This is a genomic window from Pseudomonas sp. T1.Ur, assembly GCF_023516725.1.
Lineage (GTDB): Bacteria > Pseudomonadota > Gammaproteobacteria > Pseudomonadales > Pseudomonadaceae > Aquipseudomonas > Aquipseudomonas alvandae.
In genome coordinates, this window is sequence record NZ_JAMGSN010000001.1 from 1,202,389 (window position 1) to 1,227,904 (window position 25,516).

Sequence of the window (25,516 nt, forward strand, 5' to 3'; positions counted from 1 at the left end):
TATGGCGTCCAACCACACATATACCAAGGAATGCACCCATGAGCACTCTCATCAACAAAGTACTGTCCTCCCGCGCTGGCTACGGCCTGACTGTTTTGCGCATCGTCGTCGGGATCATCTTCGCCGCCCACGGTTCGCAAAAGCTGTTCGGCCTGTTCGGCGGTTATGGTCTGGCAGGGACGGCGCAATGGATGGAAAGCATTGGCCTGGCTCCGGGTTACCTGATGGCAACCTTGGCTGGCGGCACCGAGTTCTTCGCCGGGCTGGCTTTGATCATCGGTCTGTTGGTGCGCCCGGCGGCGCTGGGGCTGGCGATCTTGTCGCTGGTTGCGATTTTCTCCGTGCATATCGGCAATGGTCTGTTCATGGCCAACAACGGTTACGAGTTTGCCTTGGCCTTGTTGGCGGGCAGTGTCGCGGTGCTGATCGAAGGCGCAGGCAAGCTGTCCGTGGATCGTTCCATCGCTGGCTGATCGCTCGCTTGAATCATCGAGGCCCGTCCAGTACGGGCCTTTTTTGTGGGTGGCGATTCTTGACACTGCCCGCCCGGCTTCTCTAGGATGCCGCTCATGCGCCGATTTAAACAGCTACTTGCGGGGCGCCAGGTGACTCATCCAGTTGCCGATAGAAGCCAGGACACACGGCTTCGAAATACCGCTAAAGCGCTGGTTCGGTGTTGCCTCTCACCTGCCATGCAGACTTTTGAGGCAGAGACACGACACGATGAACACATCCAGCCCCCTTGTACGTCTTGCGCCAATCACGGCGAACCTTGTCCGACGCAACCCAAAAATTCTCCTCGGCGGTACTCACCAGCCAACGCTGTTGCGTTATCTCGATGGCTGGCCGCGGCGTAGTCATGGCCCGGCGGCGTTCCTGATTCAGTTTGTCGAGGACGGTGAGTCGTTGGCGCGTTTCGCCAATGACAGTTTCGACCTGGCGGTCATCCAGTTGCCTACGGGGGCGCACGCTCCCGAAATGATCAAGCAACTGACCCGTGTAGCCAGGCAAGGGCTGATTACACGCCGTTAAGGGCGTCAGCCTTTGGCCCGGGCCCTGATTTGGTTGGCGTGCATGCAGTTGAGCACGATGTTGCTTCGTGTCGACCAGTCGGTGTTGATGATATGAAAGCGCTGGATATAGCTCTCGCTGTCCTTGGACGCGAACCAGAGGTCCACTTTGTCGCTGAAATCGTCCGGGACAAAAAAACCTGTGTATTTGGCGCATTGGATGGCACGCAGAGCGTAGGTCCTTTTGGGCTCGGAGCTGGCTTTGTCCATGAAGTCTTTCAGCGTCGAAGTGCTTATGTAGTTTTTTTCGATCCATTGTTGTTCGACACCGGGCCAGTAACCGTCCCCGGAGCGCCGGTTATAGGAAATGACGACGTTCTTTCCAGGCAACTGTTGTCGCAGTTGCTCCAGCGTAAGATAACTTTGAGCGTACGGTATTAAGCGGTGCCCGATCGTTTGATTGATCAGGGCGTGGAGTTCTTCATGTGACGCTTCGGTAAAATTCTTGAATTGATGGAAGTTTAAAATGATTATTTCATTCTGGCGTCCGGGAATCGCATAGAAAGCATTGAGCGCGCCTAGCACATCGTCGGCCACGGTGCGGCCAGAAGCGGTGAGGTGATACAGCTGAAAACGACGTGGATGGCCAATGGGTTGGCGAGGGAATAGCTCTACACGCAAGTCGAGCACCCGAAACCCCCGCATGATCTGATCGCGGACAGGCACGTCCTGGGTGATTTCGTTGGGCAGCATCATTTTCGGGGCTTCCCTGTCAGCCCCCGAATCATGCGTGCCGGGCAAGATCAATTCATCGATACGAAGTTTATAAATGCCCGGTGTGTTATCCATCCAGCGGTCGCTGAAGTTTGCGTTCATGTTATTCATCCTTGAATAGTCAGGTGGTTAATTAAATGTGCGCGCCTGGTGCATATTTAATCTCCTGCATGAGCCAGTTGAAGTCAAACCCAGGATGTGTTCGTCTTGTACTTCAATGTTTCGTTGGTGAAAAAAATATAATCGGGTTAGTTATAAGTATTCGATGCGGGTGATATAGATCAGTTGTTCTCCGGCAGGTGTCTGGACTCGGACTTCGGCATCCAGGGCCTTGCCAATCAATGCCCGGGCAAGCGGCGAATCGATACTGATCAGGTGCTGTTTCAAATCCAGCTCATCTGGCCCGACGATGCGATAGCGCGACTCGTTGCCGTCCTCGTCCTCCACAGTGACCCAGGCGCCGAAATACACCTTGTTCGGGTCACTGGGCTTTTCACTGACGACTTTGAGCGCTTCGAGGCGTTTGGTGAGGAAACGCACGCGACTGTCGATTTCCCGGAGCATTTTCTTGCCGTAGGTGTACTCGGCGTTTTCCGAGCGATCGCCCTGGGCCGCCGCTTCGCTGACCGACTGGGTCACCTGGGGACGGCGCACGTGCCAGAGCTCATGAAGTTCGGCGCGCATCCGCGCTTCACCCTCGGGGGTGATCAGCGCGGTGCCGGCGGTGCGGGGAGGGCGATAGCGACTCATGGCGACTTCTTGTGATGACGAGGCCCGAAGTCTATCAACCCTCGCGCAACACTGTCAGCGGGCTGGCGTTGAGCGCTCGGCGGGTACCGAATACACCCGCGCCACCGATCAGCAATGCCCCCACCAACGGCAGCACCAGTAGCCATGGGTGTGGATGCCAAGGCAGGTCAAGGGCATAGCGGTAGAGGACCAGGCTCACCAGTTCCGAACCCAGGGCGGCCAGCAGGCCGCTGACCGCACCCAGCAATCCGAACTCGATACGCCGGGCCTTGGTCAGCAGCGGCCGCTCGGCGCCCAGGGCGCGTAGCAATGCGCCTTGCCGGATCCTTTCGTCAAGGGTGGCCTGCAAGCCCGAGAACAGCACGGCCATGCCCGCCGCCAGCACGAACAGCAAGACATACTCCACGGCCAGCGTCACTTGGGCGAGGATACTGCGCAGCTGTTCCAGCAACGCCTCGACTTGCAGGATCGTGACTGCCGGGAAGGCCCGGGACAGGTCGACGATCTGTTGATCATGGCCGGGCGCCAGATAAAAACTGGTGAGGTAGGTGGCTGGCAGATCCTTCAGGGTACCGGGCTGGAAGATCATGAAGAAGTTCGGCTGGAAATTGTCCCAGTTGATCTCCCGCAAGCTGGTGACCTTCGCTTCCCGATTGACGCCGCCAACGCTGAACACCAGGCGGTCGCCCAACTTGATCTTGAGGTTTTCAGCGACCTTGCCTTCGACCGAGACCCCCGGGATATCGTCCGACGGCTGTTGCGACCACCAGGACCCGGCAGTCACGACGTTGCCCGCCGGCAAGTCCGCAGCCCAGGTCAGGCTCAGGTCTCGCTGCAATGCCCGGTCACCGGCCGAATCCTTGGTGACGAATTCCGTGGCCGGCTCGCCGTTGATGCTGATCAGGCGCCCGGGTACCACGGGATAAAGCGGGGCCGATTGCGCCGACAGGGCGACCAGTTTGTCGGTGAAGGCCTGCTTGTCGTTGGGCAGGATGTTCAGGGCAAAATAGTTCGGCGCGTTTTTTGGCAGCTGGTTTTGCCAGGTGTCCAGCAACTCGCCGCGCAGCAGCGCAATCAAGGCCATGGACAGCAGGATCAGGCCGAACGCCAGCGCCTGGCCGGCAGCCGCCAGGGGATGACGCAGCAGTTGGCCGAGCCCCAGCCGCCAAGGCAGCGAGGCACGCGCCAGCATCTTGCGCAGGCTTTGCAACGCCAGTAATAGCAAGCCGCCAAGCACCAGCGCAGCAATCACACCACCACCGAGCAAGGCGAAGGTCAGCACCAGGTCCAGGCTCAGGCGCCACATGATCAGCCCAAGCGCGCCCAATGCGGCGCCATAGACGACCCAACTGCTGGAAGGTATCGGCAGCATGTCCCGTCGCAACACCCGCAGTGGCGGTACCCGACCCAGGGCGGCGAGCGGGGGCAAGGCGAACCCTGCCAAGGCCACCAGCCCGGTGCCGATCCCGGCGATGGCGGGCAGCATCCCGCCTGGCGGCACGGTGGTGGGCAGCAGGTCATGCAGCAAGCCAAACAACCCCAACTGGGCGATCCAGCCAAGCAGCGCGCCGCTGATGCTCGCCAACAGGCCCAGCATTGCCAGTTGCAGGCTGAACAGCACCATGGTTTCGCGGCGGGACAGGCCCAGGCAGCGCAACAGTGCACTGGCATCGAAGCGTCGGGTGGCGAAGCGGTTGGCCGAGAGGGCGACGGCGACGCCGGAGAGCAACACCGCCACCAGGCTGGCCATGTTCAGGTAGCGCTCGGCCTTGCCCAGGGCACCGCCGATCTGTCGATTGCCATCCCGGGCGTCTTGCAAGCGCTGGTTGGGCTCCAGGCCCGGCTTGACCAGGTCGCGGTAGGTTTGCAGCGCTGGCGCCGGACCGCGCCAAAGGTCGCGATAGCTGACCCGGCTGCCCGGTTGCACCACGCCTGTGGCATCCAGGTCCTGGAGATTGATCATGACCCGAGGCGTCAGGCTGTAGAAATTACCGGCGCGATCCGGTTCATAGGTCAGCACCCGGCTCAGGCGCAGGGTCTTGTTGCCGACATCGATGCTGTCGCCAATCTTCAGGTCCAGTGCCGTCAACAGGCGCGCTTCTACCCAGGTTTCCCCCGGGGCCGGTCGTCCACCGGTTTCTTCCGGGGCGAAAGGGGCCGGGGCGCTTTTCAACTCGCCACGCAAAGGGTAGATGTCATCGGCTGCCTTGACGCTGGACAGCTGGATGCCGTTGTCGGTGGCGACCACGCTGGAAAACTCGACCACACGAGCATGTTCCAGACCCAGCTCGGTGCCGCTGCGGATCTGTTCCGGGCGGGCAGGGGAACTGCCTTCGAGCAACAGGTCGGCGCCGAGGAATTCGGTGGCGCGCATCATCATCGCGCCATTGAGCCGGGCGCCGAAATAACCGATGGCGGTGCTCGCCGCCACGGCCACCAACAGGGCGAAGAACAGCACGCGCAGTTCACCGGCGCGGGCATCGCGCAGCAACTGGCGGATGGCAAGACTGAACAGGCGCAACAGGGGCAAGCGTGCCATCAAGGCTCCAGGGGCGCGACCATCTGGCCGGCTTCAAGTCGGATCAGGCGCCGGCAGCGATGGGCCAGGCGTTCGTCGTGGGTGACCAGCACCAGGGTGGTACCGCGCTCCTTGTTCAGCTCGAACAACAGATCGCTGATGCGTTCGCCGGTGTGGCTGTCGAGGTTGCCGGTGGGTTCGTCGGCAAACAGCACGTCGGGTTCGGCGGCAAACGCACGGGCAATCGCGACGCGCTGCTGTTCACCGCCGGAGAGCTGGCGTGGCGAATGGGTCAGCCGCTGGCCAAGCCCCACCCGTTGCAGCAGTTGGGTGGCGCGCTCGCGGGCGTCCTTGCGACCGTCCAGTTCCAGCGGCAGCATGACGTTTTCCAGCGCATTGAGGCTGTCGAGCAACTGGAACGACTGGAAGACGAAGCCGACGTGTTCGGCGCGCACGCGGGCCCGTTGATCTTCATCCAATGTACTGAGGGCCTGGCCGGCAAGGGTGACTTCACCGCCGCTGGGCAGGTCGAGGCCGGCGAGCAGGCCCAGGAGCGTGGATTTGCCGGAACCGGATGCGCCGACAATGGCGAGGCTGTCGCCTTTGTTCAGTTCCAGGCTGAGTTCGTGCAGGATGGTCAGTTCACCTTCCGCGCTGGGAACCACTTTGCTAAGGTCCGTCGCGGTGAGAATGCTTGAGCCCATGGAGAATCCGATGCGAGTGTGGTTTTTGAGTGCCGGCCTGGCCTTGATGTGCATGGCCCAGAACGCAGCGGCGGGTACAGTCCTGATCGTTGGCGATAGTATCAGCGCGGCTTTCGGCCTGGATACCCGGCAAGGCTGGGTGTCGTTGCTCGAACAACGGCTCAAGACCGAGGGTTTCGACGATAAGGTGGTCAATGCTTCGATCAGTGGCGACACCAGCGCAGGAGGGTTGGCGCGGCTGCCGGCGCTGCTTTCAGCCCATAAGCCGGACCTCGTCATCCTGGAGCTGGGGGGCAACGATGGCTTGCGCGGACAACCGCCAACACAATTGCAACAAAACCTTGCAGCGATGATCGACAGCTCCCGCGCCAGCGGTGCGAAAGTGCTTTTGCTGGGGATGCAACTGCCCCCCAACTATGGACGCCGCTATACCGATGCGTTCGCACGGGTCTACAGCACGTTGGCGGAGGAGAAAAACGTGCCGCTGGTGCCGTTTTTTCTCAAGGAGATCGGAGGTGTGCCCGGGATGATGCAAGGCGACGGATTGCACCCGTCCGTCGCGGCCCAGGGCAAGTTGCTGGAAAATGTCTGGCCGACGCTGAAACCGCTGCTTTGACGCTTTTCTACACGCGGTGTTTCGGCTAATGTGGCGCCCCCGATTTGGAGCCCCCGATGCCGCGTCCAGCCTGGTCCCTGTTTGCCTACCAACTGATCGAGCCCGACGAGCAGTTGGATCTGTTCGCCTGCCAGGAAGTACGGGTGCACTTGGTGACCCGGCAGTTGGAGCTTGGCGGTTCGGCCGACCGGACCCTGTGTGGCAGCCTGCTGCCGGCCCAGCCGCGCTGGTCGAGCGTCGATCGCAAGATTTTCCAGGACCATCGCCTGTGCTCGTTGTGCCGGGCAATCCTGGAGTCCCAGAAACGCGGGACTTCGCCGATCTGGCCGGAGTTGCGGTTCGAGTTGTGATCCCAGGATTCAAGGTCTTGCCTTTGTGGGAGCGAGCCTGCTCGCGAAGGCGCCCGCACATTCAACGCTGATGCAAGCAGGCCCACCGCTTTCGCGAGCAGGCTCGCTCCTACTGGGGCCTGTTCTTGTATGAAAGATGCTGCGCATCGGGCCCTTCAGCGCCGCTCTCCCCGAAATAACGGGTGGCAGTGTACAATCGCCGCTTCCACACCCTCTGTTCGATCTGCGAAGGATTTCCCGGATGTTGCCGCGCTTGCCTGCCGTCGCCCGCTGCCTGTCTCTTGCCGCCCTGTGTATGGCTGGTCCCGTTGCTGCCCTGGAGCTGCCCCTGCCACCGCCGGGTGAAGACATCGTCGGCCAGGTGCAGGTCATCAAGGCCAAGTACGAAGACACCTTCGCCGACCTGGGCACCACCTATGACCTGGGCTACAGCGAGATGGTCGCGGCCAACCCCGGGGTCGATCCGTGGCTGCCGGGCGCAGGCACCGAAATCGTCCTGCCGACCCGCTTCATCCTGCCGCCAGGCCCGCGCGAAGGGATCGTGATCAACCTCGCCGAATACCGTCTCTACTATTTCCCCAAGGGGCGGAACGTGGTCTACACCTTCCCGCTGGGGATCGGCCGTGAAGGCTGGGGCTCGCCTATCGCCCACACCAGCATCATCGCCAAGACACCGAACCCGACCTGGACGCCTCCAGCTTCGATCAAGGCTGAACACGCCGCCGATGGCGATCCGCTGCCCAACGTCGTACCGGCCGGCCCCGACAACCCGCTGGGCCCGTTCAAGTTCACCCTGGGCACCCCGGGCTACCTGATCCATGGTTCGAACAAGAAGTTCGGTATTGGCATGCGTACCAGCCACGGTTGCTTCCGGATGTTCAACAACAACGTATTGGAAATGGCGAGCATGGTGCCGGTGGGGACGTCGGTGCGAATCATCAACGACCCGTACAAGTTGGGCGTAAGCGGCGGCAAGGTTTACCTGGAAGCCCATACCCCGCTGGACGACAAGGGCAACCCGTCCGTAGTGGACAAGCACACCGCGGTCATCAACGCGATGCTCAAGCGTGAAGACATCACCAGCAACTTGCGCATGAACTGGGACGTGGTGCGTGACGTGGTGGCTGCCGAAGACGGCCTGCCGGTAGAGGTTGCCGTTCCGAATACTTCGGCACCGATGGTATCGAGCGCGCCGGTCGATCTGACCCAATAAGCGACGCTACGACAACCCGCCCACATTCCAGGATGTCGGCGGGTTTTTTATCGCCAGGAGAATACCGGGCAATAAAAAAGCCGACCCACTAGTGGGTCGGCTCGATAACAATCCCGAAGGACTATTACTTGCGGCTAGCTTTTTCCAGCATGCGCAGAGCACGCTCGTTAGCTTCGTCAGCAGTCTGTTGTGCTTTTTGAGCAGCAGCCAGAGCTTCATCAGCTTTACGGTAGGCTTCGTCTGCACGAGCTTGGGCGCGAGCTGCTGCGTCTTCGGTGGCAGTCAGACGTGCTTCGGTTTCTTTCGATGCGCTGCTGCAACCGGTAGCCAGAACTGCGGCCAGGGCCAGAGCAGAGAATTTCAGAACGTTGTTCATCGTGTTCCCCTTCAAGGACTTTCTATTTAGTGACTGTCTCCCCAGAGTGAGGAGTTAGCCGGCGTACATACTACTCATTACTTGTAGTAAGTAAACTGACGTAGCGCAAGAAGCAAAAAAATTGTAGGCGGTGATTCTTTTTCAGGCAACTTTTCTGTTGATTGTTTAAAAAATACACAGCCTCAACGGTGGGAATGGAGCGTGCCGCTGAAAAAAAGTTCCGCGGACCCGTCAACTCAGCCGAAGGCGCTAAAAGTCGCTGCTTATTGATTCTCCTAGACTTTTGTTCATTTTTTGTGCAGTCCGCCAGGGATCTTTTATTGCTAATGGCGGTGACTTTAACAGCGGGCGCTCGTCTCAAGACTCAACAACTGGCGATGTTCAGCTATAGCGTCTGGACCGACTAGCGCTTGAAAGTGAGGCTCAACCGATAAACCCGTCGAGGTTCAGCACTTCAGTGACAGGCGTGTCTTGAGCATTTGCGTCATTGGTGCCTACTATTCACGACGTGCTCAGGTTTGGGCGGCTGGTTTTTTGCCCTCGGTGACCGGATTGGCACGGGGTGGCGTAGAGGTTCCTTCGCCGGAAAAACATCGGTAAGGTAGGGGTCGGCATTCAGACCCGCGAGGAGTAGTGATGAGCGAGGCGGTTTCCATCCACCATGACCAGGCTGGTCATCAGTTCGAGACCATTGTGGACGGTCATCGTGCCTATCTGACCTATATGGACCTGGGCAAGCAGACCTTGGACATCTATCGCACCTTCGTGCCCAACGCATTGCGCGGCAGGGGGATTGCGGCGAAATTGACCGAAGAAGCGCTGCGGTTCGCTGAAGAAATGGGCTATACGGTGATCCCGTCCTGCTCCTATGTAGAGCGCTACATGGAACGCCACCAGCGCCACGCGGCGAAGCTTTGATAGACCAAGAATTCACCATAAAAAAAACGCCGGGCTGCAAAGCCCGGCGTTTTTTTATGTCTGAAGGAAGCCCAAAGATCGCAGGCTTCGCCAGCTCCTACGTCCCTGCGCCAAAGTGTAGGAGCTATGTAGGAGCTGTGTAGGCGCTGCCGAGTGCAACGAGGCTGCGATCTCTTCAGCCGCGCTGGCGCTTAGGCAACACATCCTTGAGCTTGGCGTGCATGCCGCGCAAGGTCTTCTCGGTCGCGCTCCAGTCGATGCAGGCATCGGTGATGGAGACGCCGTATTGCAAGTCGGCGAGGTCTTTCGGAATTGCCTGGCAGCCCCAATTCAGATGACTTTCCACCATCAGGCCGATGATCGACTGGTTGCCTTCCAGGATCTGGTTGGCGACGTTTTCCATCACCAGCGGTTGCAGTGCCGGGTCCTTGTTGGAGTTGGCGTGGCTGCAATCGACCATGATGTTCGGCTTGATCTTCGCTTTGTTCAGCGCCTGTTCGCACAGCGCGACGCTGACCGAGTCATAGTTCGGCTTGCCGTTGCCACCGCGCAGCACGACGTGGCCGTAGGCGTTGCCCTTGGTGGTCACGATCGACACGCCGCCTTCCTGGTTGATGCCCAGGAAACGGTGGGGGCTGGAAACCGACTGCAAGGCGTTGATGGCGACGGTGAGGCCGCCGTCAGTGCCGTTCTTGAAGCCGACGGCCGACGACAGGCCGGAGGCCATTTCGCGGTGTGTCTGGGATTCGGTGGTACGCGCGCCGATAGCCGACCAGCTGATCAGGTCCTGCAAGTATTGCGGGGAGATCGGATCCAGGGCTTCGGTGGCGGTGGGCAGGCCCATTTCGGCCAGGTCCAGCAGCAACTGGCGGCCGATGTGCAGGCCGTCCTGGATCTTGAAGGAGTCGTCCAGGTACGGGTCGTTGATCAGGCCCTTCCAACCAACGGTCGTCCGAGGTTTCTCGAAATACACCCGCATCACCAGGTACAAGGTGTCGGAGACTTCCGCCGCAAGCACTTTCAAGCGCTCGGCATACTCGTGGGCAGCCTTGATGTCATGGATCGAGCAAGGCCCGATGACCACGAACAGGCGATGGTCGGTGCCGTCGAGGATGTTGCGGATGACTTCCCGACCCTTGGTCACGGTGCGCAGGGCAGCGTCGCTCAAGGGAATGTCGCGCTTGAGCTGGTCAGGCGTGATGAGGGTTTCGTTGGAGGCGACGTTAAGGTCGTTGATCGGTAAATCAGCCATCGTGTTACTCGTCAGGTCACGGGTGCCGGCCGCCAGCGATCCCCGCGCGGCGGTGCACAGCGGATTTAAGCGCGTCGGGGAGCCGAACCTTAGCGCGTTAAGAGGTGGCTCGACAATGGGCAGGCATGGGTTTAATCCCTATTTGTCTGGCCATCGACACCGAAGGCAGGCCGGGGATTAATTTCACGGCTGCTTACAATCTGGATTGCATGCCATCTGGCCCCCGTTGATAGTGTGCACGGATTGTTTTCAAAGAGGGCTACGGTAATGCAGTCAGGCGTAAAAGCGCGGATAGGAATGATCGGAACCGGGGCGATTGGCGGCTTCTACGGCGTGATGCTGGCACGTGCCGGCTTCGATGTGCATTTCCTGCTGCGCAGTGAATTTGCCGCCGTGGCCGAAGGCGGCCTGCGAGTCGACAGCGCAGTCCATGGCCCGCTGGCCCTCAACCCGGTCCAGGCGTACCGTTCGGCAAGCGAAATGCCGCCTTGCGACTGGCTGCTGGTGGGCGCCAAGACCACCAGCAATGCCGACCTGGCCCCGGCCATCATCCAGGCTGCCGCCGATGGCGCTAAAGTCCTGTTGCTGCAGAACGGTCTCGATGTCGAGGACGACCTGCGACCGCTACTGCCCGACTCACTGCATTTATTGGGTGGCCTGTGCCTGGTCTGCGTGCACCGTGTCGGACCGGGCAGCGTTGTCCATCAGGCGCTTGGCGCAGTCAATATCGGTTATCACAGCGGTCCTTGCCAGGGCCAGGACGAACGCATGGCGATTGTCGAGGAGGGGGCAGGGTTGTTTCGTGCGGCCGGTATCGACTCCCAGTCCATGCCCGACCTGCAACAGGCTCGCTGGCAGAAGCTGGTATGGAACGTGCCGTACAACGGCCTCTCGGTGCTGTTGGGCGCCAGCACCACGCCGTTGATGGCCAATGACGACAGTCGTGGTCTGATCCAGGCGTTAATGAAGGAGGTCGTACGCGGTGCGCAAGCCTGCGGGCATCAAATCGCACCTGGGTATGCCGACTATCTCTTTACGATGACCGAAAAGATGCCCGACTATTGGCCGAGCATGTATCACGATTATTCCCATGAACGGCCGCTGGAGCTGGATGCGATCTACGGCCGGCCACTGGCAGCAGCGAAGGCGGCGGGCTGCGATTTGCCGAAGATCGAAGCCTTGTACCAGGCGCTGGCGTTCCTGGACCGCCGCAATCGTTGATGGATGAAGGGGGACAGCATGGCGAATAACATTGATGACAAACTGGTGCTGGCGATTTCATCGCGTGCCTTGTTCGACCTGAGGGAAAGCCACAAGGTCTATCTTTCCAGCGGTGTCGAGGCCTATCGGCAATACCAGATCGAGCATGAAGACGAGGTCCTGGCGCCCGGGGACGCCTTTGCCCTCGTGCAGAAATTGCTCAACCTCAACGAGCACCTGGGGCGAGCCCGTGTCGAGGTGATCCTGGTGTCGCGCAACAGCGCCGACACCGGTCTGCGGGTATTCAATTCTATTCATCATTACGGCCTGGCGATTTCCCGCGCCGCGTTCGTTGGCGGTCGAAGTCCTTACCCGTACCTCAAGGCGTTCGGCTGCGACCTGTTCCTCTCCACCCACGCCGAAGACGTGCGCAGTGCGCTGGATGCCGGATTTGCGGCGGCAACGATCCTGTCAGGCGGGGCCAGCCGTGCCGCCAGCGAGGAGCTGCGCATTGCGTTTGACGGTGATGCGGTGCTGTTTTCCGATGAGTCGGAACGCATCTACCAGAGCGGTGGCCTCGAAGCCTTCCAGGCCAGTGAGCGCCAGGCCGCGCGCGAGCCACTGCGAGGCGGCCCGTTCAAGGGATTCCTGGCGGCGCTCAATGCCCTGCAGCGTGAATTCCCGGAGGATGCCTGTCCGATCCGCACGGCGTTGGTCACGGCTCGGTCGGCGCCGGCCCATGAACGGGTCATCCGTACGCTGCGTGAATGGGATATTCGCCTGGACGAGTCGCTGTTCCTGGGCGGCCTGACCAAGTCGGCATTCCTCGAAGCCTTTGCCGCCGACGTGTTTTTCGATGACCAGACCGGCCACTGCGAGCTTGCCCGCGAGGTGGTTGCCACCGGCCATGTGCCCCACGGCATCAGCAACGAAGTGAAGCTCTGACCGCCCGTACTTTGAGGCGTTACGCCACACGTCATGCTCGTTGGCGCGCTGCTAAGCTGAATCAATCTCCGCCATTCTGGCATTCGAGGAGGTCACATGATTCGTTCGATGCTGTACGCCACAGACCTGGGGCTTTATGCCCCTTATGTGATGCAGCATGCCTTGGCGTTGGCACGGACGTTTGAAGCCGAGTTGTATGTAGTGCATGCGGTGGAGCCGATGGGGCTGTTCGCCGAGTCGGTGTTGCAAAGCTATCTGGACGAGCAGGCGCTGAACGAATTTCATCGCCAGGGTCTGAATACGGTGATGGCCAACATCGAGCAGCGAGTACTGGACAGCTTTCGCGAGGAGTTGGGGGAGGGCCAGCAAGACTTGCAACTGATCAAGTCGGTGAGGGTGTTCCAGGGTGACCCTTCCCAGGTCATTCTCGAGCAGGCTGCGAAACTCTCCGTCGATTTGTTGATCGTAGGCAGTCACTGCCAGGGGGCGAATGGAGAGACTCCTTTGGGCAGGACCGCCGCACGGGTATTGCAGTTATCCCGGGTGCCGGTCTACCTGGTGCCGCTGGTCCAGCGCCGGCGGCAAGGAGAGGCCTAAGGCTAAATGATGGCTTTTTTATAAAAAGTTCTAGATTTATTAATACAACCATTCATATAGTTATATGCCGTCGCTGATGCCCGTCGCATCCAACTGCTTTGAGGGATACATATGAAGCTTCAACAATTGCGCTACATCTGGGAAGTGGCGCACCACGACCTCAACGTTTCCGCTACCGCACAAAGCCTCTACACGTCGCAACCTGGCATCAGCAAGCAGATCCGCCTGTTGGAAGACGAACTGGGCGTCGAAGTCTTCGCCCGCAGCGGCAAGCACCTGACCCGCGTGACCCCGGCCGGCGAACGCATCATCACCACGGCTGGCGAGATCCTGCGCAAGGTCGAGAGCATCAAGCAGATTGCCCAGGAATTTTCCAACGAGAAAAAAGGCACGCTGTCCATCGCGACCACTCACACCCAGGCCCGTTATGCGCTGCCCCCGGTGATCAGCAATTTCATCAAGCAATACCCGGATGTCGCGCTGCACATGCACCAGGGCTCGCCGATGCAGATCGCCGAGATGGCCGCTGATGGTACCGTGGACTTCGCCATTGCCACCGAAGCCCTGGAGCTGTTCGGCGATCTGGTGATGATGCCGTGCTATCGCTGGAACCGTTGCGTGGTGGTGCCCCAAGGCCATCCTTTGACCAAGCTGCCGAAGTTGACCCTCGAAGCCTTGGCCGAATATCCGATCGTGACGTACGTGTTCGGTTTCACCGGTCGCTCGAAACTCGACGAAGCCTTCAGCCATCGTGGCTTGACGCCGAAAGTGGTGTTCACCGCCGCCGACGCCGACGTGATCAAGACCTACGTTCGCCTGGGCCTGGGGGTGGGCATCGTCGCGAAAATGGCCGTCGATACCAAACTCGACAGTGATCTGGTGGTGTTGGATGCCAGTGAGTTGTTCGAGTCCAGCGTGACCAAGATCGGCTTCCGTCGTGGCACCTTCCTGCGTGGCTTCATGTGCGACTTCATCGAGAAGTTCGCACCGCACCTGACGCGCGAAGTCATGGCCAAGGCCATCCAGTGCCACAACAAGCAGGAACTCGAAGAGCTGTTCGACGGCGTCGAATTGCCGGTGCACTGACCGATAGCTAGATAGCCTCGGTGACTGCGAACTGTTGCCGGGCACCCGCCACGACGATTTCCACTTCATCCCCTTCGAACTTGCCCAGCAGGCTTCGGCCTAGCGGCGAGCGAGGGGTGATGACGGTGATCGGTTGCCCCACCAGCGAGACCTTCAGCCCCGCCGCGTCCGGCCCAAGGAAGAGCCACTGTTGGCGACCGTCCTCGTCTTCCAGCCCGATCAGGGTGCCGACCTGGATACCGCGCTCTTCATCGTAAGGCCTCAATGTCAGGTTCTGGCAGAGAGCGAGCGCCTGGCGGATCTCCTCGACGCGCCGGGCTTGTCCGGCGGCAAGGTATGAAGCTTCCAGGCCGAGGGTGTCGTACTTGTTTTCCGCGATATTTTCTTCGTGGGTCGCGGTTTCGTAGGCGGTCTGCGCGGCGCGTTCGGCAATGTCGAGGTCAATCCCGAGTTTGTCGAGGATCAACTGGTGGACAGTCTGTTTGTTCATGATCACTCGCAAAACTGAAGGACATTGGCTCGGCTTTTCTCGCTCGGCGCGTTCTGGTCCTGTTGCAGCCAGAACTGGCATTTGGGGTTCGACAGGTTGCGCGGGTTGCTGCGCACCTGTTCCAGCGCCTGGCGCTGCTCGTTCTTCTGTAGATTCTGCTGGTATTGCTCGAACATCGGCGTGGGCGGCTCGGGCGCCGGTTGCACCGCTGGCGGTTGCGCCAGTTGATGAACCGCAGCGGCCACCGGGGCCAGTTGTTCCGCGAAGAGGAACCTGGACAGCAACCAACTCGTCAGGATGATGGCGACGAATCCCAGCCACAGGCCCAAGGCGATACTGACGGTCAATTTCAAGGCTGAGAGGCGCGGGGGCGATGGGTAATCAGGCATGACTGCTTCCTGGCAGGGGCATGGTTAGGCGCTGATTGTCGCATGAAGATTAATCGCCGTCGGCCCTTCTGCATCATGGGTTGAATACGGGACAATCAGGCTTTGCCACAGGGAGTCGGGAATGACCGTGCGTTGGGATATTTTTTGCACCGTCGTGGATAACTTCGGCGACATTGGCGTCACCTGGCGCCTGGCGCGGCAATTGGTGGCCGAGCATGGGGTCGCGGTTCGGCTTTGGGTCGATGACCTGCGTGCGTTTGAACGGCTGTGTCCGGAAATAGATCCCACGCTGTCCGAACAGTGGCAGCAGGGCGTTCAAGTGCGTCACTGGCCCAAGGATTGGCCGCCTGTCGAGGCGGCCGATGTGGTGATCGCCGCGTTTGCCTGCCAGTTGCCCAGCGCCTACATGGATGCGATGGCCGAGCGCCAGGTTACGCCGTTGTGGATGAACCTCGATTACCTGAGCGCCGAGGACTGGGTGATCGGTTGTCACGGTCTGCCGTCGGTGAAGTACAAGCACGTGCAGAAGTATTTCTTCTTTCCAGGTTTCCAGGAAGGCACCGGTGGCTTGCTGCGCGAAGCGGGTCTGTTGGAGCGTCGTCGACAATTCCAGCAGGATGGCGCGGCACAACAGGCTTTCCTCCGGGAGCTGGGCGTCGAGCGGGAGCCCGGGGCGCGCCTGATTTCGTTGTTCGCCTATGAGAATGCGGGGTTGCCGAGCTGGTTTGATGCGATGGCGACGGATACCCGTCCGTGGCATGTCCTGGTTCCGGAGGGACGCATCCTGGGCGACGTCGAGCGTTGGGCGGGCATCGATGGCCTTGGGGCGGGTGCCTTGTATCGCCGTGGCGCCCTGACGGTGCAGGTACTGCCTTTCGTCCGCCAGGATGAATACGACCGGCTGTTGTGGTGCTGTGATTTCAACGCCGTGCGCGGCGAGGACTCCTTCGTGCGGGCGCAATGGGCGGGGCGGCCGCTGCTCTGGCACATTTATCAACAGGAAGAAGATGTCCACCTGGAGAAACTCGAGGCATTTCTCAAGCTGTACACCGAAGGACTTTCCGAGCCAGTGGAAAAAGCGATCAGCGGTCTATGGCGCGCCTGGAATGCCGGTCAAGACATGGCCGAACACTGGAAAGCCGCCTGCGAGAAGGATCGGGAGTTGGCCGAACATGCCCAGTCGTGGTGCCTGGAACAGGCGTCACGAGCCGATCTTGCCACGGCGCTGGTGAAGTTTTACCGAAATTGGATATGATACGCGGCCTAGATTTTTGTAAATCCCATCCAAATTCGGATATTCGCAATGAAAACTGGTAAAGAACTCAAACCCGGTACCGTGATTCGTATCGACAACGATCCTTGGCTGGTTCAGAAAGCTGAATTCACCAAGTCGGGTCGCAACAGCGCGATCATGAAGACCAAGCTGAAAAACCTGCTGACCGGCTACAAGACCGAAACCGTCTACGGTGCGGACGACAAGCTGGATGACGTGATCCTGGACCGCAAGGAAGCGACCCTGTCGTTCATCAGCGGCGACACCTACACGTTCATGGACACCACTGACTACACCATGTACGAGCTGAACGCCGAAGACATCGAAAGCGTTCTGCCATTCGTTGAAGAAGGCATGACCGACGTTTGCGAAGCCGTATTCTTTGAAGAGCGCCTGGTTTCCGTAGAACTGCCGACCACTATCGTGCGTCAGGTCGACTACACCGAAGGCTCCGCTCGCGGTGATACTTCCGGCAAGGTGATGAAGCCTGCCAAACTGAAGAACGGTACCGAGCTGTCGGTTGCTGACTTCATCGAAATCGGCGACATGATCGAGATCGATACCCGCGAAGGCGGTTCCTACAAAGGCCGCGCTAAATAAGCGAAGTCTTCTGTATGAAAAAGCCCGACCATTGAGTCGGGCTTTTTTATATTTCTATTTTGACCCGGCCCCTGTGGCGAGGGAGCTTGCTCCCGCTGGGCCTGTAGGAGCTGTCGAGCGGAGCGAGGCTGCGATTTTTCCTCAGAGACTTGAGTCTCAAGTGAGAGATCAAAAGATCAAAAGATCAAAAGATCAAAAGATCGTCCGAACGCGGCCCGAGCCTTCGCCAGCTCCTACGCAGCCGAGCGGGAGCAAGCTCCCTCGCCACGAAGGCTGCGGACTCCCTTCACTTCAGGTGTTGCTTAAGCTCTTGCGACGCCTGCAACATCGCCGAACGCACCGCTGGCACCTGGCTCACGACGTTGAGCAAACCATAGTCGTGGATCATGCCGTTGTAACGGACCGCCGTGACGGGAACGCCGGCCGCGTCCAGCTTGCGAGCGTACGCTTCGCCTTCGTCGCGCAGTACGTCGGCCTCGGCAGTCTGCACCAGCGCGGGCGGCAGGCCCTTGAGTTGCGCGGTGGTTGCCCGCAGTGGCGAGGCATAGATCTCGTTACGCTGCCCGGCATCGGTGGTGTAGTTGTCCCAGAACCACTTCATCATGTTCTTGCTGAGGAAATGTCCTTCGGCAAACTGGTTGTAGGACGCCGTCTCGAAACTGGCATCGGTCACCGGCCACAACAAGGCCTGGAAGCGGATTGCCGGGGTACCCTTGTCCTTGGCCATCAGCGCCACGACCGCCGCCATGTTGCCACCCACGCTGTTACCCGCCACGGCCAAGCGCTTGCCATCGACATTGATTTCCTTGCCGTGCTCGGCAACCCATTTCGTCGCGGCGTAAGCCTGGTTGATCGCCACCGGGTAATGCGCCTCGGGTGACGGCGTGTAGTTGACGAACACCGCGACGGCACCCGAACCCGCTACCAGATCCCGAACCAATCGTTCGTGAGTCGGGAAATCCCCCAGCACCCAACCGCCGCCGTGGAAGAACATGAACACCGGCAGCTCGCCCTTGACCCCGGCCGGACGGACGATGGTCAGGCTGATCGATTGGCCGTCGACCTTGATGGTTTTCTCGCTGACGTCGGCCTTGGGCAGGGTCAATTTCACACCTGCCTGGGCGCCGACCAGTACCGCGCGGGCATCCTTGGGCGACAACTGCTCCAGGGGCTTGCCAGTGCCGGCATTCAGTGCGTCGAGAAACGCCTGGGTATTGTGTTCGACGATATCGTCGGCAAAGGCATTGCTGATGCTCAGGGCGAGAAGGGCGCCGGTCAGGGTTTTGCTGATGTTCATGTCTATCTCCTTGAAATTCGGTCGGGGGCGAGGGTTAAACGGTTACGTGCAGGCGCACATCAACGTTGCCGCGGGTGGCGTTGGAGTACGGGCAAACCTGGTGCGCTGCGTCAACGAGGCTCTGGGCTTCGGCTTGATCCAGGCCCGGCAAGCTGATGTGCAAGTCGATGTCGAGACCGAAACCACCGGGAATCTGGCCGATGCCAACATGGGCGGTGATCGAGGCGTCATCCGGGATTTTGCGTTTGGTCTGGCTGGCGACGAATTTCAGCGCACCGATAAAGCAGGCCGAGTAGCCGGCGGCGAAGAGTTGCTCAGGGTTGGTCGCCGCACCGCCTGCACCGCCGAGTTCCTTGGGCGTGGCGAGCTTGACGTCGAGGATGTTGTCGCTGGAGATGGCACGACCGTCACGGCCGCCGGTGGAGGTTGCGATTGCGGTATAGAGAGTTTTCATGGTGGAGGCCTCGTTTCTGGTTGAGTGTTTAGCGCTAAATGTTTGCGCGCTAAGTAGGTGTGGGGAGAATGTAGTGCGCTAATAACTTGTGCGCAAGATAAATTTTCAGGGCAAGATAGAATCGGCAAACTGAAAAGGCCTGAAAGCCTTTAGCTAGAGCGGTTTTTGAGAGTGGAAATTTTTCGGGGGGGGAGTGTAGACAGGGCTGCCGCTATCGCGAGCAGGCTCGTTCCACAGAGGTTGCTGGATGACGAGACCTAGCTCACATCAGAAATCCAATGTGGGAGCGAGCTTGCTCCCACAGGGATTAGCGGTGTTTCGGTGATTTAGAGGCTGTCTTGCAAATGCCCGCGCAGCTCTTGCAGGTCAAGCTGCAGTTTTTTCAGCTGTTCCAGGGTCTGGCCGCTGGCGGCAAGGATGCATTGCGGGATGTCGAGGGCCTTTTTTTGCAGGGCGCGGCCCTGCTCAGTGAGCTCGACGATCACCACGCGTTCGTCTTCCCGGCTGCGGGTGCGGCTCAGCAAACCTTCGGCCTCCAGGCGCTTGAGCAGTGGCGTCAGCGAACCTGGGTCGGTGAGCAGGCGGTTGCTGATTTCACCGACGGTTAAACCGTCTTTTTCCCACAACACCATCATCGCCAGGTATTGCGGATAGGTCAGGCCCAATGCCTGGAGCAGCGGCTTGTAGACCTTGGTCATCAGCAGCGACGTGGAATGGAGGGCGAAACAGACCTGGTTATCCAATAACAGGGCGTCGCAAGGGTCGGGACTGTCGTGTTGGGTGCTCATGGCGAAACCTTTCAATCAGTAGTCCTAACGAATCTAGCGGACGAACCTTTAATGCACCAGATAATTCTGACGACCTGATCAGCTATGCATTTCCTGGTTATCGCCAACTGCGTAGGATAGGCGCCCTGATAAAGGGAGAATCGTCTGTGGTCGAGGTCGTGCTGTATTTGCTGTTGGGCGCCGCGCTGGGCACCCTGGGGGGATTGTTTGGCATTGGTGGCGGATTGATTGCGATACCGGTGTTGGGCGTATGGTTCGGTCTGGACCAGCAGATCGCCCAGGGCACGGCGCTGGTGATGGTGGTGCCCAACGTGATGCTGGCGCTGTGGCGTTATCACCAACGCAATCGCATCGAGATGCGTCATGTCCTGCCGTTGGCCTCCATGGGGTTCTGCTTCGCGTGGCTCGGCTCCATCTGGGCCGTGGGCATTGACGCGCAAAGCATGCGAATCGGTTTCGTGGTGTTCCTGGTCGTGCTGGCGGCCTACAACCTCATCCGAATGTTCGCCGCGACGGCACCCGCTTCGGCGCAGATGCGCCACGGCTGGCCATGGCTCGGCGTGTTGGGGGCGGCGTCAGGGACGATGGGCGGTCTGTTTGGTGTCGGCGGGGCCGTTGTCGCCACGCCGATCCTCACCAGTGTGTTCGGCACCACCCAGGTCGTTGCCCAGGGATTGTCGCTGTCGCTGGCCCTGCCCAGCACCGGCGTGACCCTCGCCACCTATGCGTTTCACCATGAGGTGGATTGGTGGATCGGCCTGCCGCTGGCCGTCGGTGGGCTGATGAGCATCAGTTGGGGCGTGAAAGTCGCCCACGCCTTGCCGGAGCGACTGCTGCGCGGGCTGTTCTGCGGTTTCCTGGTGCTGTGCGCGATGTTGCTTATCTTTAAAGCTTGAAGCCTTCGACAATGTGTTCGGCCAGGCACTCGGTGATCGGCGACGGGTTGTGCAAGTTGCGGATCAACATGATGCTGGCCTCGGGCAGCTCCGGCAGGTTCTCCGCTTCACCGAGCACCCGCATGTCCGGGGTCAGCAGGCTTTCCAGTTGCGCGGTGATCGCCAGGCCCGCGCCCACCACGGCCATCAGCGCCGACAGGCTCGAACTGTTGTACGCCACGCGATAATCGCGGCCCATGGCATCCAATGCATTGCACGCCCATTGCCGACAGAAGCAATCACTGTTGAACATCGCCAGCGGCAGCGGTGTTTGTTCATGGACGTTGAAGCAGGCGGCTTCGGCCCAGACAAAGCGTTCCTTGCGCAGCAGTTGGCCGATCTCATCCCCGGGCTTGCGGGTGACGATGGACAAGTCCAGGTCCTGGCGCAGCAGCAACTGCTTGGATGATTCGCAGTGCACTTCAATTTCGATCAGCGGATAGAACTGGGCGAAGCGTTGCAGGATCCCGGGCAGGAATCGCATCACGTAATCATCCGGCGTGCCGATGCGCACCGTGCCGACCATGTGCGGTTCACGCAGCGTATTGAACACTTCGCTGTGCAGCTTGAGGATCCGCCGGGCATAACCCAGCAACACCTGGCCCTCGGCGGTGAGCTTGACCTGGCGTCCGTCGCGCTCGAACAGCCGCCGCTGCAATACGTCCTCTTCCAGGCGCTTCATCTGCATGCTGACGGCGGATTGCGTGCGGTTGACCAGTTCCCCGGCACGGGTGAACCCCCCTTGGTCGGCGATGGCGACAAAGGTGCGCAGCACTTCGGTATCGATGCTCGGGTAACTCGACAATTGATCAATCTCCGAGATGTATTGCATAAGAAACATTCGTTGGATTGATCTTAGCCTTGGCGCGAGACTAGAGCCATCCCCAACGGAGGACATCACGATGAAAGGTCAAAAAGGGTATTTACTGATCGACAAATTCTCATCCCATGGTTTTTCGCTCAGCGCGCTGTTGCACAAGTTTAGCCGCTGGTACGAATTGCACCATGAACGTGAATTGCTTGCTTCGATGAGCGACGAGGCGCTCAAGGACATCGGCGTGAGTCGTGCTGACGTGGAACAGGAAGTGGTTCGGCCATTCTGGGATGACCCGATGCACAAATGAGCCATCCTTCCCTACACAAACCGTTCAATGGTGAGGTAGGTTGCGAGCAGACAAGGAGATCTCCATGCCCGCGACTGTATCCTTTACCCTCAAACAGGCCCGGCGTCTGGCGTTGGCCGCCCAAGGATTCGATGGGCGGCTGTCGCCAGCTTCGGTGCAACCCTCGCGCCTCAACCGCTTGATCGAACGCCTCGGCGTCTTGCAGATCGACTCCGTCAATGCGCTGGTGCGCTCGCATTACCTCCCGCTGTTTTCCCGCCTCGGTCATTACAATCGCGATTTGCTCGATCAAGCCGCCTGGAGCCAGGGCCGCCGGCGCACGCTATTTGAATATTGGGGGCATGAAGCCTCGCTGCTGCCGGTGGCGATGTACCCGTTGATGCGCTGGCGCATGGCCCGTGCTGCGCGCGGCGAAGGTATCTATCAACAACTGTCGCGTTTCGGCCTTGAACAGCAAGACGTGATTCGCCGCGTCCTGCAAGCGGTCCGGGACCAGGGGGCGATTGGCGCGGGCAGTTTGTCCACGCGCCAGGAAAAGGCCGGCCCGTGGTGGGACTGGAGCGCGGAAAAGCATGCGCTGGAATGGCTGTTCGCGGCGGGCGAAGTGACGGTGGCGGGACGGCGGGGCTTCGAGCGGCTTTACGATTTGCCGGAACGGGTCCTGCCGGACTCCGTGCTGCAACAACCTCTGCCGGACGAAGCCCAGGCCCAGCGCGCTTTACTCATCCATGCCGCCGAAGCCTTGGGAGTCGCTACCGAAAAGGACCTGCGCGACTACTTTCGCTTGAGTCCGGCGGACAGCCGTGAACGGCTTGCCGAACTGGAGGAGGCGGGCGAGTTGCTGCGCTGCCAGGTCCAGGGCTGGAAGCAGCCGGCCTGGTGCCGACCCACGGTGAAAATTCCGCGCAAGGTCGCCGCCAGTGCGCTGCTGTCGCCGTTCGATTCGCTGGTCTGGGAGCGCAGTCGTACCGAGCGGCTGTTCGATTTTCACTATCGACTGGAGATCTACACGCCGGTGCACAAGCGGGTGTATGGCTATTACGTCTTGCCGTTTTTGCACAACGAGCGGATTGCAGCGCGGGTGGACTTGCGGGCGGAGCGGGCGTTGGGGCAATTGGCAGTGCATGCGGTGCATGAGGAAGAGGCGGGGCTGGACGAGGAGGGGATGCTGGCGTTGGCGACGAATCTGCGGCGCATGGCCAACTGGTTGGGGTTGGAGCGGGTTCAGCTCAATTGTGGGAGGGCGAGTGGGGTTCGGTTGGCGGTGGCGCTGGCGCAGATCGAGGCTGATTGAGCTGGCCTCATCGCGAGCAAGCTCGCTCCCACAGGAGCTTCGGTGACCACAGATTTTGTGTCCACAGCAGATCCAATGCGGGAGCGAGCTTGCTCCCACAGGGGCTTCGGTGACCACAGATTTTGTGTCCACAGCAGATCCAATGTGGGAGCGAGCTTGCTCGCGAAAGCGATAGGCCAGGCACTACAAAACTGTCTGGCTCATCGCCTCACCTGCTTCAACGTCTCGGCAATCAAAAACGCCAGCTCCAGCGACTGATCGGCATTCATCCGTGGGTCGCAGTGGGTGTGGTAGCGATCCGACAGGCCGTCTTCGGTGATCGGTCGCGCACCACCGATGCATTCGGTGACGTTCTGCCCGGTCATCTCGATGTGGATACCGCCGGCATAGGTGCCTTCGGCTTCATGGACCTGGAAGAACTGCTTCACTTCGCCCAGGATCTGCGCAAAATCCCGGGTCTTGTAGCCGCTGCTGGCCTTGATGGTGTTGCCATGCATCGGATCGGAGCTCCACAGCACTTGCTTGCCCTCGCGCTGCACCGCGCGCAGCAGTTGCGGCAGGTGATCGCCGACCTTGTTGGCCCCCATGCGCGCGATCAGGTTCAGTCGGCCCGGGTCATTGTCCGGGTTGAGCACGTCGATCAGGCGGATCAGGTCGTCAGGGTTCATGCTCGGGCCGACCTTGACCCCGATCGGGTTGTTCACCCCACGCAGGAACTCGACGTGGGCGCCGTCCAGCTGACGGGTGCGGTCGCCGATCCACAGCATGTGGGCCGAGCAGTCGTAATATTCATTGGTCAGGCTGTCGCGACGCACGAAGGCTTCTTCGTAATTGAGCAGCAGCGCTTCGTGGGCGGTGAAGAAACTGGTTTCGCGCAATTGCGGCGAGCTGTCCATGCCGCAGGCACGCATGAACGCCAGGGTTTCGTCGATGCGGTCGGCCAGGTGGCTGTATTTTTCCGCCAGGGCGGAGTTGGCGATGAAATCCAGGTTCCACTTATGCACCTGGTGCAGATCGGCAAAGCCGCCCTGGGCGAAGGCGCGCAGCAGGTTCAAGGTGGCGGTGGACTGGTGGTAGGACTGCAGCAATCGCTCCGGGTCCGGCACGCGGCTTTTTTCGTCGAAACCGATGCCGTTGACGATGTCACCGCGATAGGCCGGCAGCGTGACCCCGTCAATGGTTTCGTCGTTGGCCGAGCGCGGCTTGGCGAACTGCCCGGCCATGCGCCCGACCTTGACCACCGGGCAACCGGCCGCAAACGTCATGACGATCGCCATCTGCAAGAGCACCTTGAAGGTGTCGCGGATCTTGGCGGCCGAGAACTCGGCAAAGCTCTCGGCGCAGTCGCCGCCTTGCAACAGGAACGCCCGGCCCTGGGTGACCTCGGCGAACTGACGGCGCAACTCCCGGGCTTCACCGGCAAACACCAATGGCGGATAACTGGCCAGGGTCTGCTCCACCTGCGACAGGTGCGCGGCGTCGGGGTAGCGGGGTTGTTGCTGGATCGGCAGGGCGCGCCAGCTGTCAGGGCTCCAGGGTTGGCTCATCATGATCTCTAGGTGGTTTACGCTCGGGCGCTCATGTTATCAGCAAATTAGTGCGTGACCTGTTCCGCTTGCTTCGCGGACAATCGCGCCTTTGCCCCGTATGCGCAGGCCCATGCCCGCCCGGCAACATCAGGAGATGAAATGACAGAGGAGCGCGTCGAGCATTTGCTCGCCGAGGTGCACGACGAGTTCGGCATGATCCGCGTGTTCGAAGTGGCCGATTACCGGTTTCTCGAATTCGGCGATGCCATCGAGCAGAGCTGCGTGTTCACGGCCGACCCGAGCTGGCTCGAATATGACTACACCCGCGCCATGCTCATTGGTGCGTTGTGTCATGAGCAGCCTGAAAGCGCGTTGTTCCTGGGGCTGGGCGCTGGGACGCTGACCCAGGCCTGCCTCAAGTTCCTGCCGTTGGACGATGTCGAGGCGATCGAACTGCGCCCCGACGTGCCGCGCCTGGCCATTGAATATCTTGGGCTGGATGACGATCCGCGTTTGTACATTCGCGTCGGCGATGCCTTGGAATTGCTTGAAACGGCAGAGCCGGCGGACCTGATTTTTGTCGACCTCTATACCGACGTCGGTCCCGGCGTAGGCCATCTGGCCTGGGGCTTCCTGGAAAACTGCCAGAAGCGCCTCAATCCAGGTGGCTGGCTGGTGATCAACCAATGGGCGACCGATGACGGCAAGCCCTTGGGCGCCGCGTTGTTGCGTGGTCTTTATCATCGGCATTATTGGGAGCTGCCGGTGAAGGAGGGCAACGTGATCCTGATCGTGCCGGCGGACCTCGACCAGGAGCTGGATATGGACGGCCTGGTTGCCCGGGCCGAAGGGCTGGCGCCGCGGTTGGGTTACTCGTTGCAGTCGTTGATCAAGGCGATCCGACCGGCGACGTGATACACGATCCCTGCGACAAATGAGTTCCCCGTGGCGAGGGCGCTTGCTCCCGCTGGGCCTGTAGGAGCTGTCGAGCGGAGCGAGGCTGCGATCTTTCCCCAGAGACTTGAGTTTCAAGT

The 25,516-nt window shown here is 60.2% G+C and carries 29 protein-coding genes; 16 read left to right on the top strand and 13 right to left on the bottom strand.

Going from position 1 to position 25,516, the window contains the following annotated elements; translation table 11 throughout:
- Positions 1-38: 38 nt before the first annotated feature.
- Positions 39-473: a DoxX family protein gene (locus tag M8Q45_RS05585; protein ID WP_249873881.1), complete on the top strand. Its 435-nt coding sequence runs from the start codon at positions 39-41 to the stop codon at positions 471-473.
- Positions 474-723: 250 nt separating this feature from the next.
- Positions 724-1,032 carry a class I SAM-dependent methyltransferase gene (locus M8Q45_RS05590; RefSeq protein ID WP_249873882.1) on the top strand — a complete coding sequence of 103 codons (309 nt, stop codon included), beginning with the start codon at positions 724-726 and terminating at the stop codon, positions 1,030-1,032.
- A 5-nt stretch (positions 1,033-1,037) separates the two neighbouring features.
- On the opposite strand, the gene M8Q45_RS05595 is transcribed toward M8Q45_RS05590, so the two are convergent.
- From M8Q45_RS05595 to M8Q45_RS05610, 4 genes are all read right to left on the bottom strand, one after another.
- Positions 1,038-1,886 carry a PI-PLC domain-containing protein gene (locus tag M8Q45_RS05595; RefSeq protein ID WP_249873883.1) on the bottom strand — a complete coding sequence of 283 codons (849 nt, stop codon included), beginning with the start codon at positions 1,884-1,886 and terminating at the stop codon, positions 1,038-1,040.
- A gap of 150 nt (positions 1,887-2,036) precedes the next feature.
- Complete coding sequence (gene greB / locus M8Q45_RS05600) at positions 2,037-2,534, bottom strand: transcription elongation factor GreB (protein WP_030141861.1); 498 nt, start codon at positions 2,532-2,534, stop codon at positions 2,037-2,039.
- Between the two features lie 34 nt (positions 2,535-2,568).
- The gene (locus tag M8Q45_RS05605; protein WP_249873884.1) at positions 2,569-5,073 is read right to left on the bottom strand and encodes an ABC transporter permease; all 2,505 of its coding nucleotides are present in this window, start codon (positions 5,071-5,073) and stop codon (positions 2,569-2,571) included.
- Positions 5,073-5,756, bottom strand: coding sequence for an ABC transporter ATP-binding protein (locus M8Q45_RS05610; protein ID WP_030141863.1), 684 nt, complete (start codon positions 5,754-5,756; stop codon positions 5,073-5,075). Before M8Q45_RS05610 ends, M8Q45_RS05605 begins: the two co-directional genes overlap by 1 nt.
- A 10-nt stretch (positions 5,757-5,766) precedes the next feature.
- Between M8Q45_RS05610 and M8Q45_RS05615 the strand changes: the two genes are divergently transcribed.
- The 3 genes from M8Q45_RS05615 (at position 5,767) to M8Q45_RS05625 (ending at position 7,935) form a co-directional block, all read left to right on the top strand.
- Positions 5,767-6,372 (top strand): arylesterase, encoded by a 606-nt coding sequence (locus tag M8Q45_RS05615; RefSeq protein WP_249873885.1) that lies wholly within the window; start codon positions 5,767-5,769, stop codon positions 6,370-6,372.
- A gap of 56 nt (positions 6,373-6,428) precedes the next feature.
- Positions 6,429-6,722, top strand: coding sequence for a hypothetical protein (locus M8Q45_RS05620; protein WP_003199347.1), 294 nt, complete (start codon positions 6,429-6,431; stop codon positions 6,720-6,722).
- Between the two features lie 241 nt (positions 6,723-6,963).
- The gene (locus M8Q45_RS05625; protein ID WP_030141866.1) at positions 6,964-7,935 is read left to right on the top strand and encodes a L,D-transpeptidase family protein; all 972 of its coding nucleotides are present in this window, start codon (positions 6,964-6,966) and stop codon (positions 7,933-7,935) included.
- Positions 7,936-8,059: 124 nt separating this feature from the next.
- Here the strand turns inward: M8Q45_RS05625 and oprI are convergent, their stop codons facing one another.
- Positions 8,060-8,311, bottom strand: a complete 252-nt coding sequence (gene oprI / locus M8Q45_RS05630; protein ID WP_011335311.1) for an outer membrane lipoprotei OprI — start codon at positions 8,309-8,311, stop codon at positions 8,060-8,062.
- Positions 8,312-8,947: 636 nt separating this feature from the next.
- On the opposite strand from oprI, the gene M8Q45_RS05635 reads away from it, so the two are divergent.
- A complete protein-coding gene (locus M8Q45_RS05635) occupies positions 8,948-9,229 on the top strand; it encodes a GNAT family N-acetyltransferase (protein WP_030141867.1) in 282 nt (93 codons plus the stop codon).
- 175 nt (positions 9,230-9,404) lie between these two features.
- On the opposite strand, the gene M8Q45_RS05640 is transcribed toward M8Q45_RS05635, so the two are convergent.
- The gene (locus M8Q45_RS05640; protein ID WP_030141868.1) at positions 9,405-10,481 is read right to left on the bottom strand and encodes a 3-deoxy-7-phosphoheptulonate synthase; all 1,077 of its coding nucleotides are present in this window, start codon (positions 10,479-10,481) and stop codon (positions 9,405-9,407) included.
- A 267-nt stretch (positions 10,482-10,748) separates the two neighbouring features.
- On the opposite strand from M8Q45_RS05640, the gene M8Q45_RS05645 reads away from it, so the two are divergent.
- From M8Q45_RS05645 to cysB, 4 genes are all read left to right on the top strand, one after another.
- Positions 10,749-11,702: a putative 2-dehydropantoate 2-reductase gene (locus tag M8Q45_RS05645; RefSeq protein WP_249873886.1), complete on the top strand. Its 954-nt coding sequence runs from the start codon at positions 10,749-10,751 to the stop codon at positions 11,700-11,702.
- An 18-nt stretch (positions 11,703-11,720) separates the two neighbouring features.
- Positions 11,721-12,626 (top strand): 5'-nucleotidase, encoded by a 906-nt coding sequence (locus tag M8Q45_RS05650; RefSeq protein WP_249873887.1) that lies wholly within the window; start codon positions 11,721-11,723, stop codon positions 12,624-12,626.
- 96 nt (positions 12,627-12,722) lie between these two features.
- Positions 12,723-13,223 (top strand): universal stress protein, encoded by a 501-nt coding sequence (locus M8Q45_RS05655; RefSeq protein ID WP_030141871.1) that lies wholly within the window; start codon positions 12,723-12,725, stop codon positions 13,221-13,223.
- Between the two features lie 111 nt (positions 13,224-13,334).
- Positions 13,335-14,309 carry an HTH-type transcriptional regulator CysB gene (gene cysB / locus M8Q45_RS05660; RefSeq protein WP_003199376.1) on the top strand — a complete coding sequence of 325 codons (975 nt, stop codon included), beginning with the start codon at positions 13,335-13,337 and terminating at the stop codon, positions 14,307-14,309.
- A 7-nt stretch (positions 14,310-14,316) separates the two neighbouring features.
- Here cysB and M8Q45_RS05665 read toward each other — a convergent pair whose 3' ends face one another.
- Both M8Q45_RS05665 and M8Q45_RS05670 read right to left on the bottom strand, forming a co-directional pair.
- Complete coding sequence (locus M8Q45_RS05665; protein WP_249873888.1) at positions 14,317-14,799, bottom strand: GreA/GreB family elongation factor; 483 nt, start codon at positions 14,797-14,799, stop codon at positions 14,317-14,319.
- A 2-nt stretch (positions 14,800-14,801) separates the two neighbouring features.
- Positions 14,802-15,188 carry a hypothetical protein gene (locus tag M8Q45_RS05670; RefSeq protein ID WP_249873889.1) on the bottom strand — a complete coding sequence of 129 codons (387 nt, stop codon included), beginning with the start codon at positions 15,186-15,188 and terminating at the stop codon, positions 14,802-14,804.
- A gap of 121 nt (positions 15,189-15,309) precedes the next feature.
- On the opposite strand from M8Q45_RS05670, the gene earP reads away from it, so the two are divergent.
- Positions 15,310-16,443, top strand: a complete 1,134-nt coding sequence (gene earP, locus M8Q45_RS05675; protein ID WP_249873890.1) for an elongation factor P maturation arginine rhamnosyltransferase EarP — start codon at positions 15,310-15,312, stop codon at positions 16,441-16,443.
- A gap of 48 nt (positions 16,444-16,491) precedes the next feature.
- Complete coding sequence (locus M8Q45_RS05680) at positions 16,492-17,061, top strand: elongation factor P (RefSeq protein WP_003226785.1); 570 nt, start codon at positions 16,492-16,494, stop codon at positions 17,059-17,061.
- A gap of 286 nt (positions 17,062-17,347) precedes the next feature.
- On the opposite strand, the gene M8Q45_RS05685 is transcribed toward M8Q45_RS05680, so the two are convergent.
- The 3 genes from M8Q45_RS05685 to M8Q45_RS05695 all read right to left on the bottom strand — a co-directional run bounded on the left by M8Q45_RS05685 (position 17,348) and on the right by M8Q45_RS05695 (position 19,600).
- On the bottom strand, positions 17,348-18,358 hold the full coding sequence (locus M8Q45_RS05685; RefSeq protein WP_249873891.1) for an alpha/beta hydrolase: 1,011 nt from the start codon (positions 18,356-18,358) through the stop codon (positions 17,348-17,350).
- A gap of 34 nt (positions 18,359-18,392) precedes the next feature.
- Positions 18,393-18,812, bottom strand: a complete 420-nt coding sequence (locus M8Q45_RS05690) for an organic hydroperoxide resistance protein (RefSeq protein WP_198797281.1) — start codon at positions 18,810-18,812, stop codon at positions 18,393-18,395.
- Between the two features lie 326 nt (positions 18,813-19,138).
- Positions 19,139-19,600 carry a MarR family winged helix-turn-helix transcriptional regulator gene (locus M8Q45_RS05695; RefSeq protein ID WP_181288889.1) on the bottom strand — a complete coding sequence of 154 codons (462 nt, stop codon included), beginning with the start codon at positions 19,598-19,600 and terminating at the stop codon, positions 19,139-19,141.
- Between the two features lie 146 nt (positions 19,601-19,746).
- On the opposite strand from M8Q45_RS05695, the gene M8Q45_RS05700 reads away from it, so the two are divergent.
- Positions 19,747-20,496 (top strand): sulfite exporter TauE/SafE family protein, encoded by a 750-nt coding sequence (locus M8Q45_RS05700; protein ID WP_249873892.1) that lies wholly within the window; start codon positions 19,747-19,749, stop codon positions 20,494-20,496.
- Here the strand turns inward: M8Q45_RS05700 and M8Q45_RS05705 are convergent.
- A complete protein-coding gene (locus tag M8Q45_RS05705) occupies positions 20,486-21,340 on the bottom strand; it encodes a LysR substrate-binding domain-containing protein (protein ID WP_030141879.1) in 855 nt (284 codons plus the stop codon). The genes M8Q45_RS05700 and M8Q45_RS05705 overlap by 11 nt on opposite strands.
- A 97-nt stretch (positions 21,341-21,437) precedes the next feature.
- On the opposite strand from M8Q45_RS05705, the gene M8Q45_RS05710 reads away from it, so the two are divergent.
- Complete coding sequence (locus M8Q45_RS05710) at positions 21,438-21,659, top strand: DUF1127 domain-containing protein (protein WP_249873893.1); 222 nt, start codon at positions 21,438-21,440, stop codon at positions 21,657-21,659.
- A gap of 64 nt (positions 21,660-21,723) precedes the next feature.
- The gene (locus M8Q45_RS05715; protein ID WP_249873894.1) at positions 21,724-22,953 is read left to right on the top strand and encodes a winged helix-turn-helix domain-containing protein; all 1,230 of its coding nucleotides are present in this window, start codon (positions 21,724-21,726) and stop codon (positions 22,951-22,953) included.
- 200 nt (positions 22,954-23,153) lie between these two features.
- Here the strand turns inward: M8Q45_RS05715 and M8Q45_RS05720 are convergent, their stop codons facing one another.
- Positions 23,154-24,500 (bottom strand): class II 3-deoxy-7-phosphoheptulonate synthase, encoded by a 1,347-nt coding sequence (locus tag M8Q45_RS05720; protein WP_249873895.1) that lies wholly within the window; start codon positions 24,498-24,500, stop codon positions 23,154-23,156.
- A gap of 141 nt (positions 24,501-24,641) precedes the next feature.
- Between M8Q45_RS05720 and M8Q45_RS05725 the strand changes: the two genes are divergently transcribed.
- Positions 24,642-25,397, top strand: a complete 756-nt coding sequence (locus tag M8Q45_RS05725) for a spermidine synthase (RefSeq protein WP_249873896.1) — start codon at positions 24,642-24,644, stop codon at positions 25,395-25,397.
- The last annotated feature ends 119 nt before the right edge of the window (positions 25,398-25,516 follow it).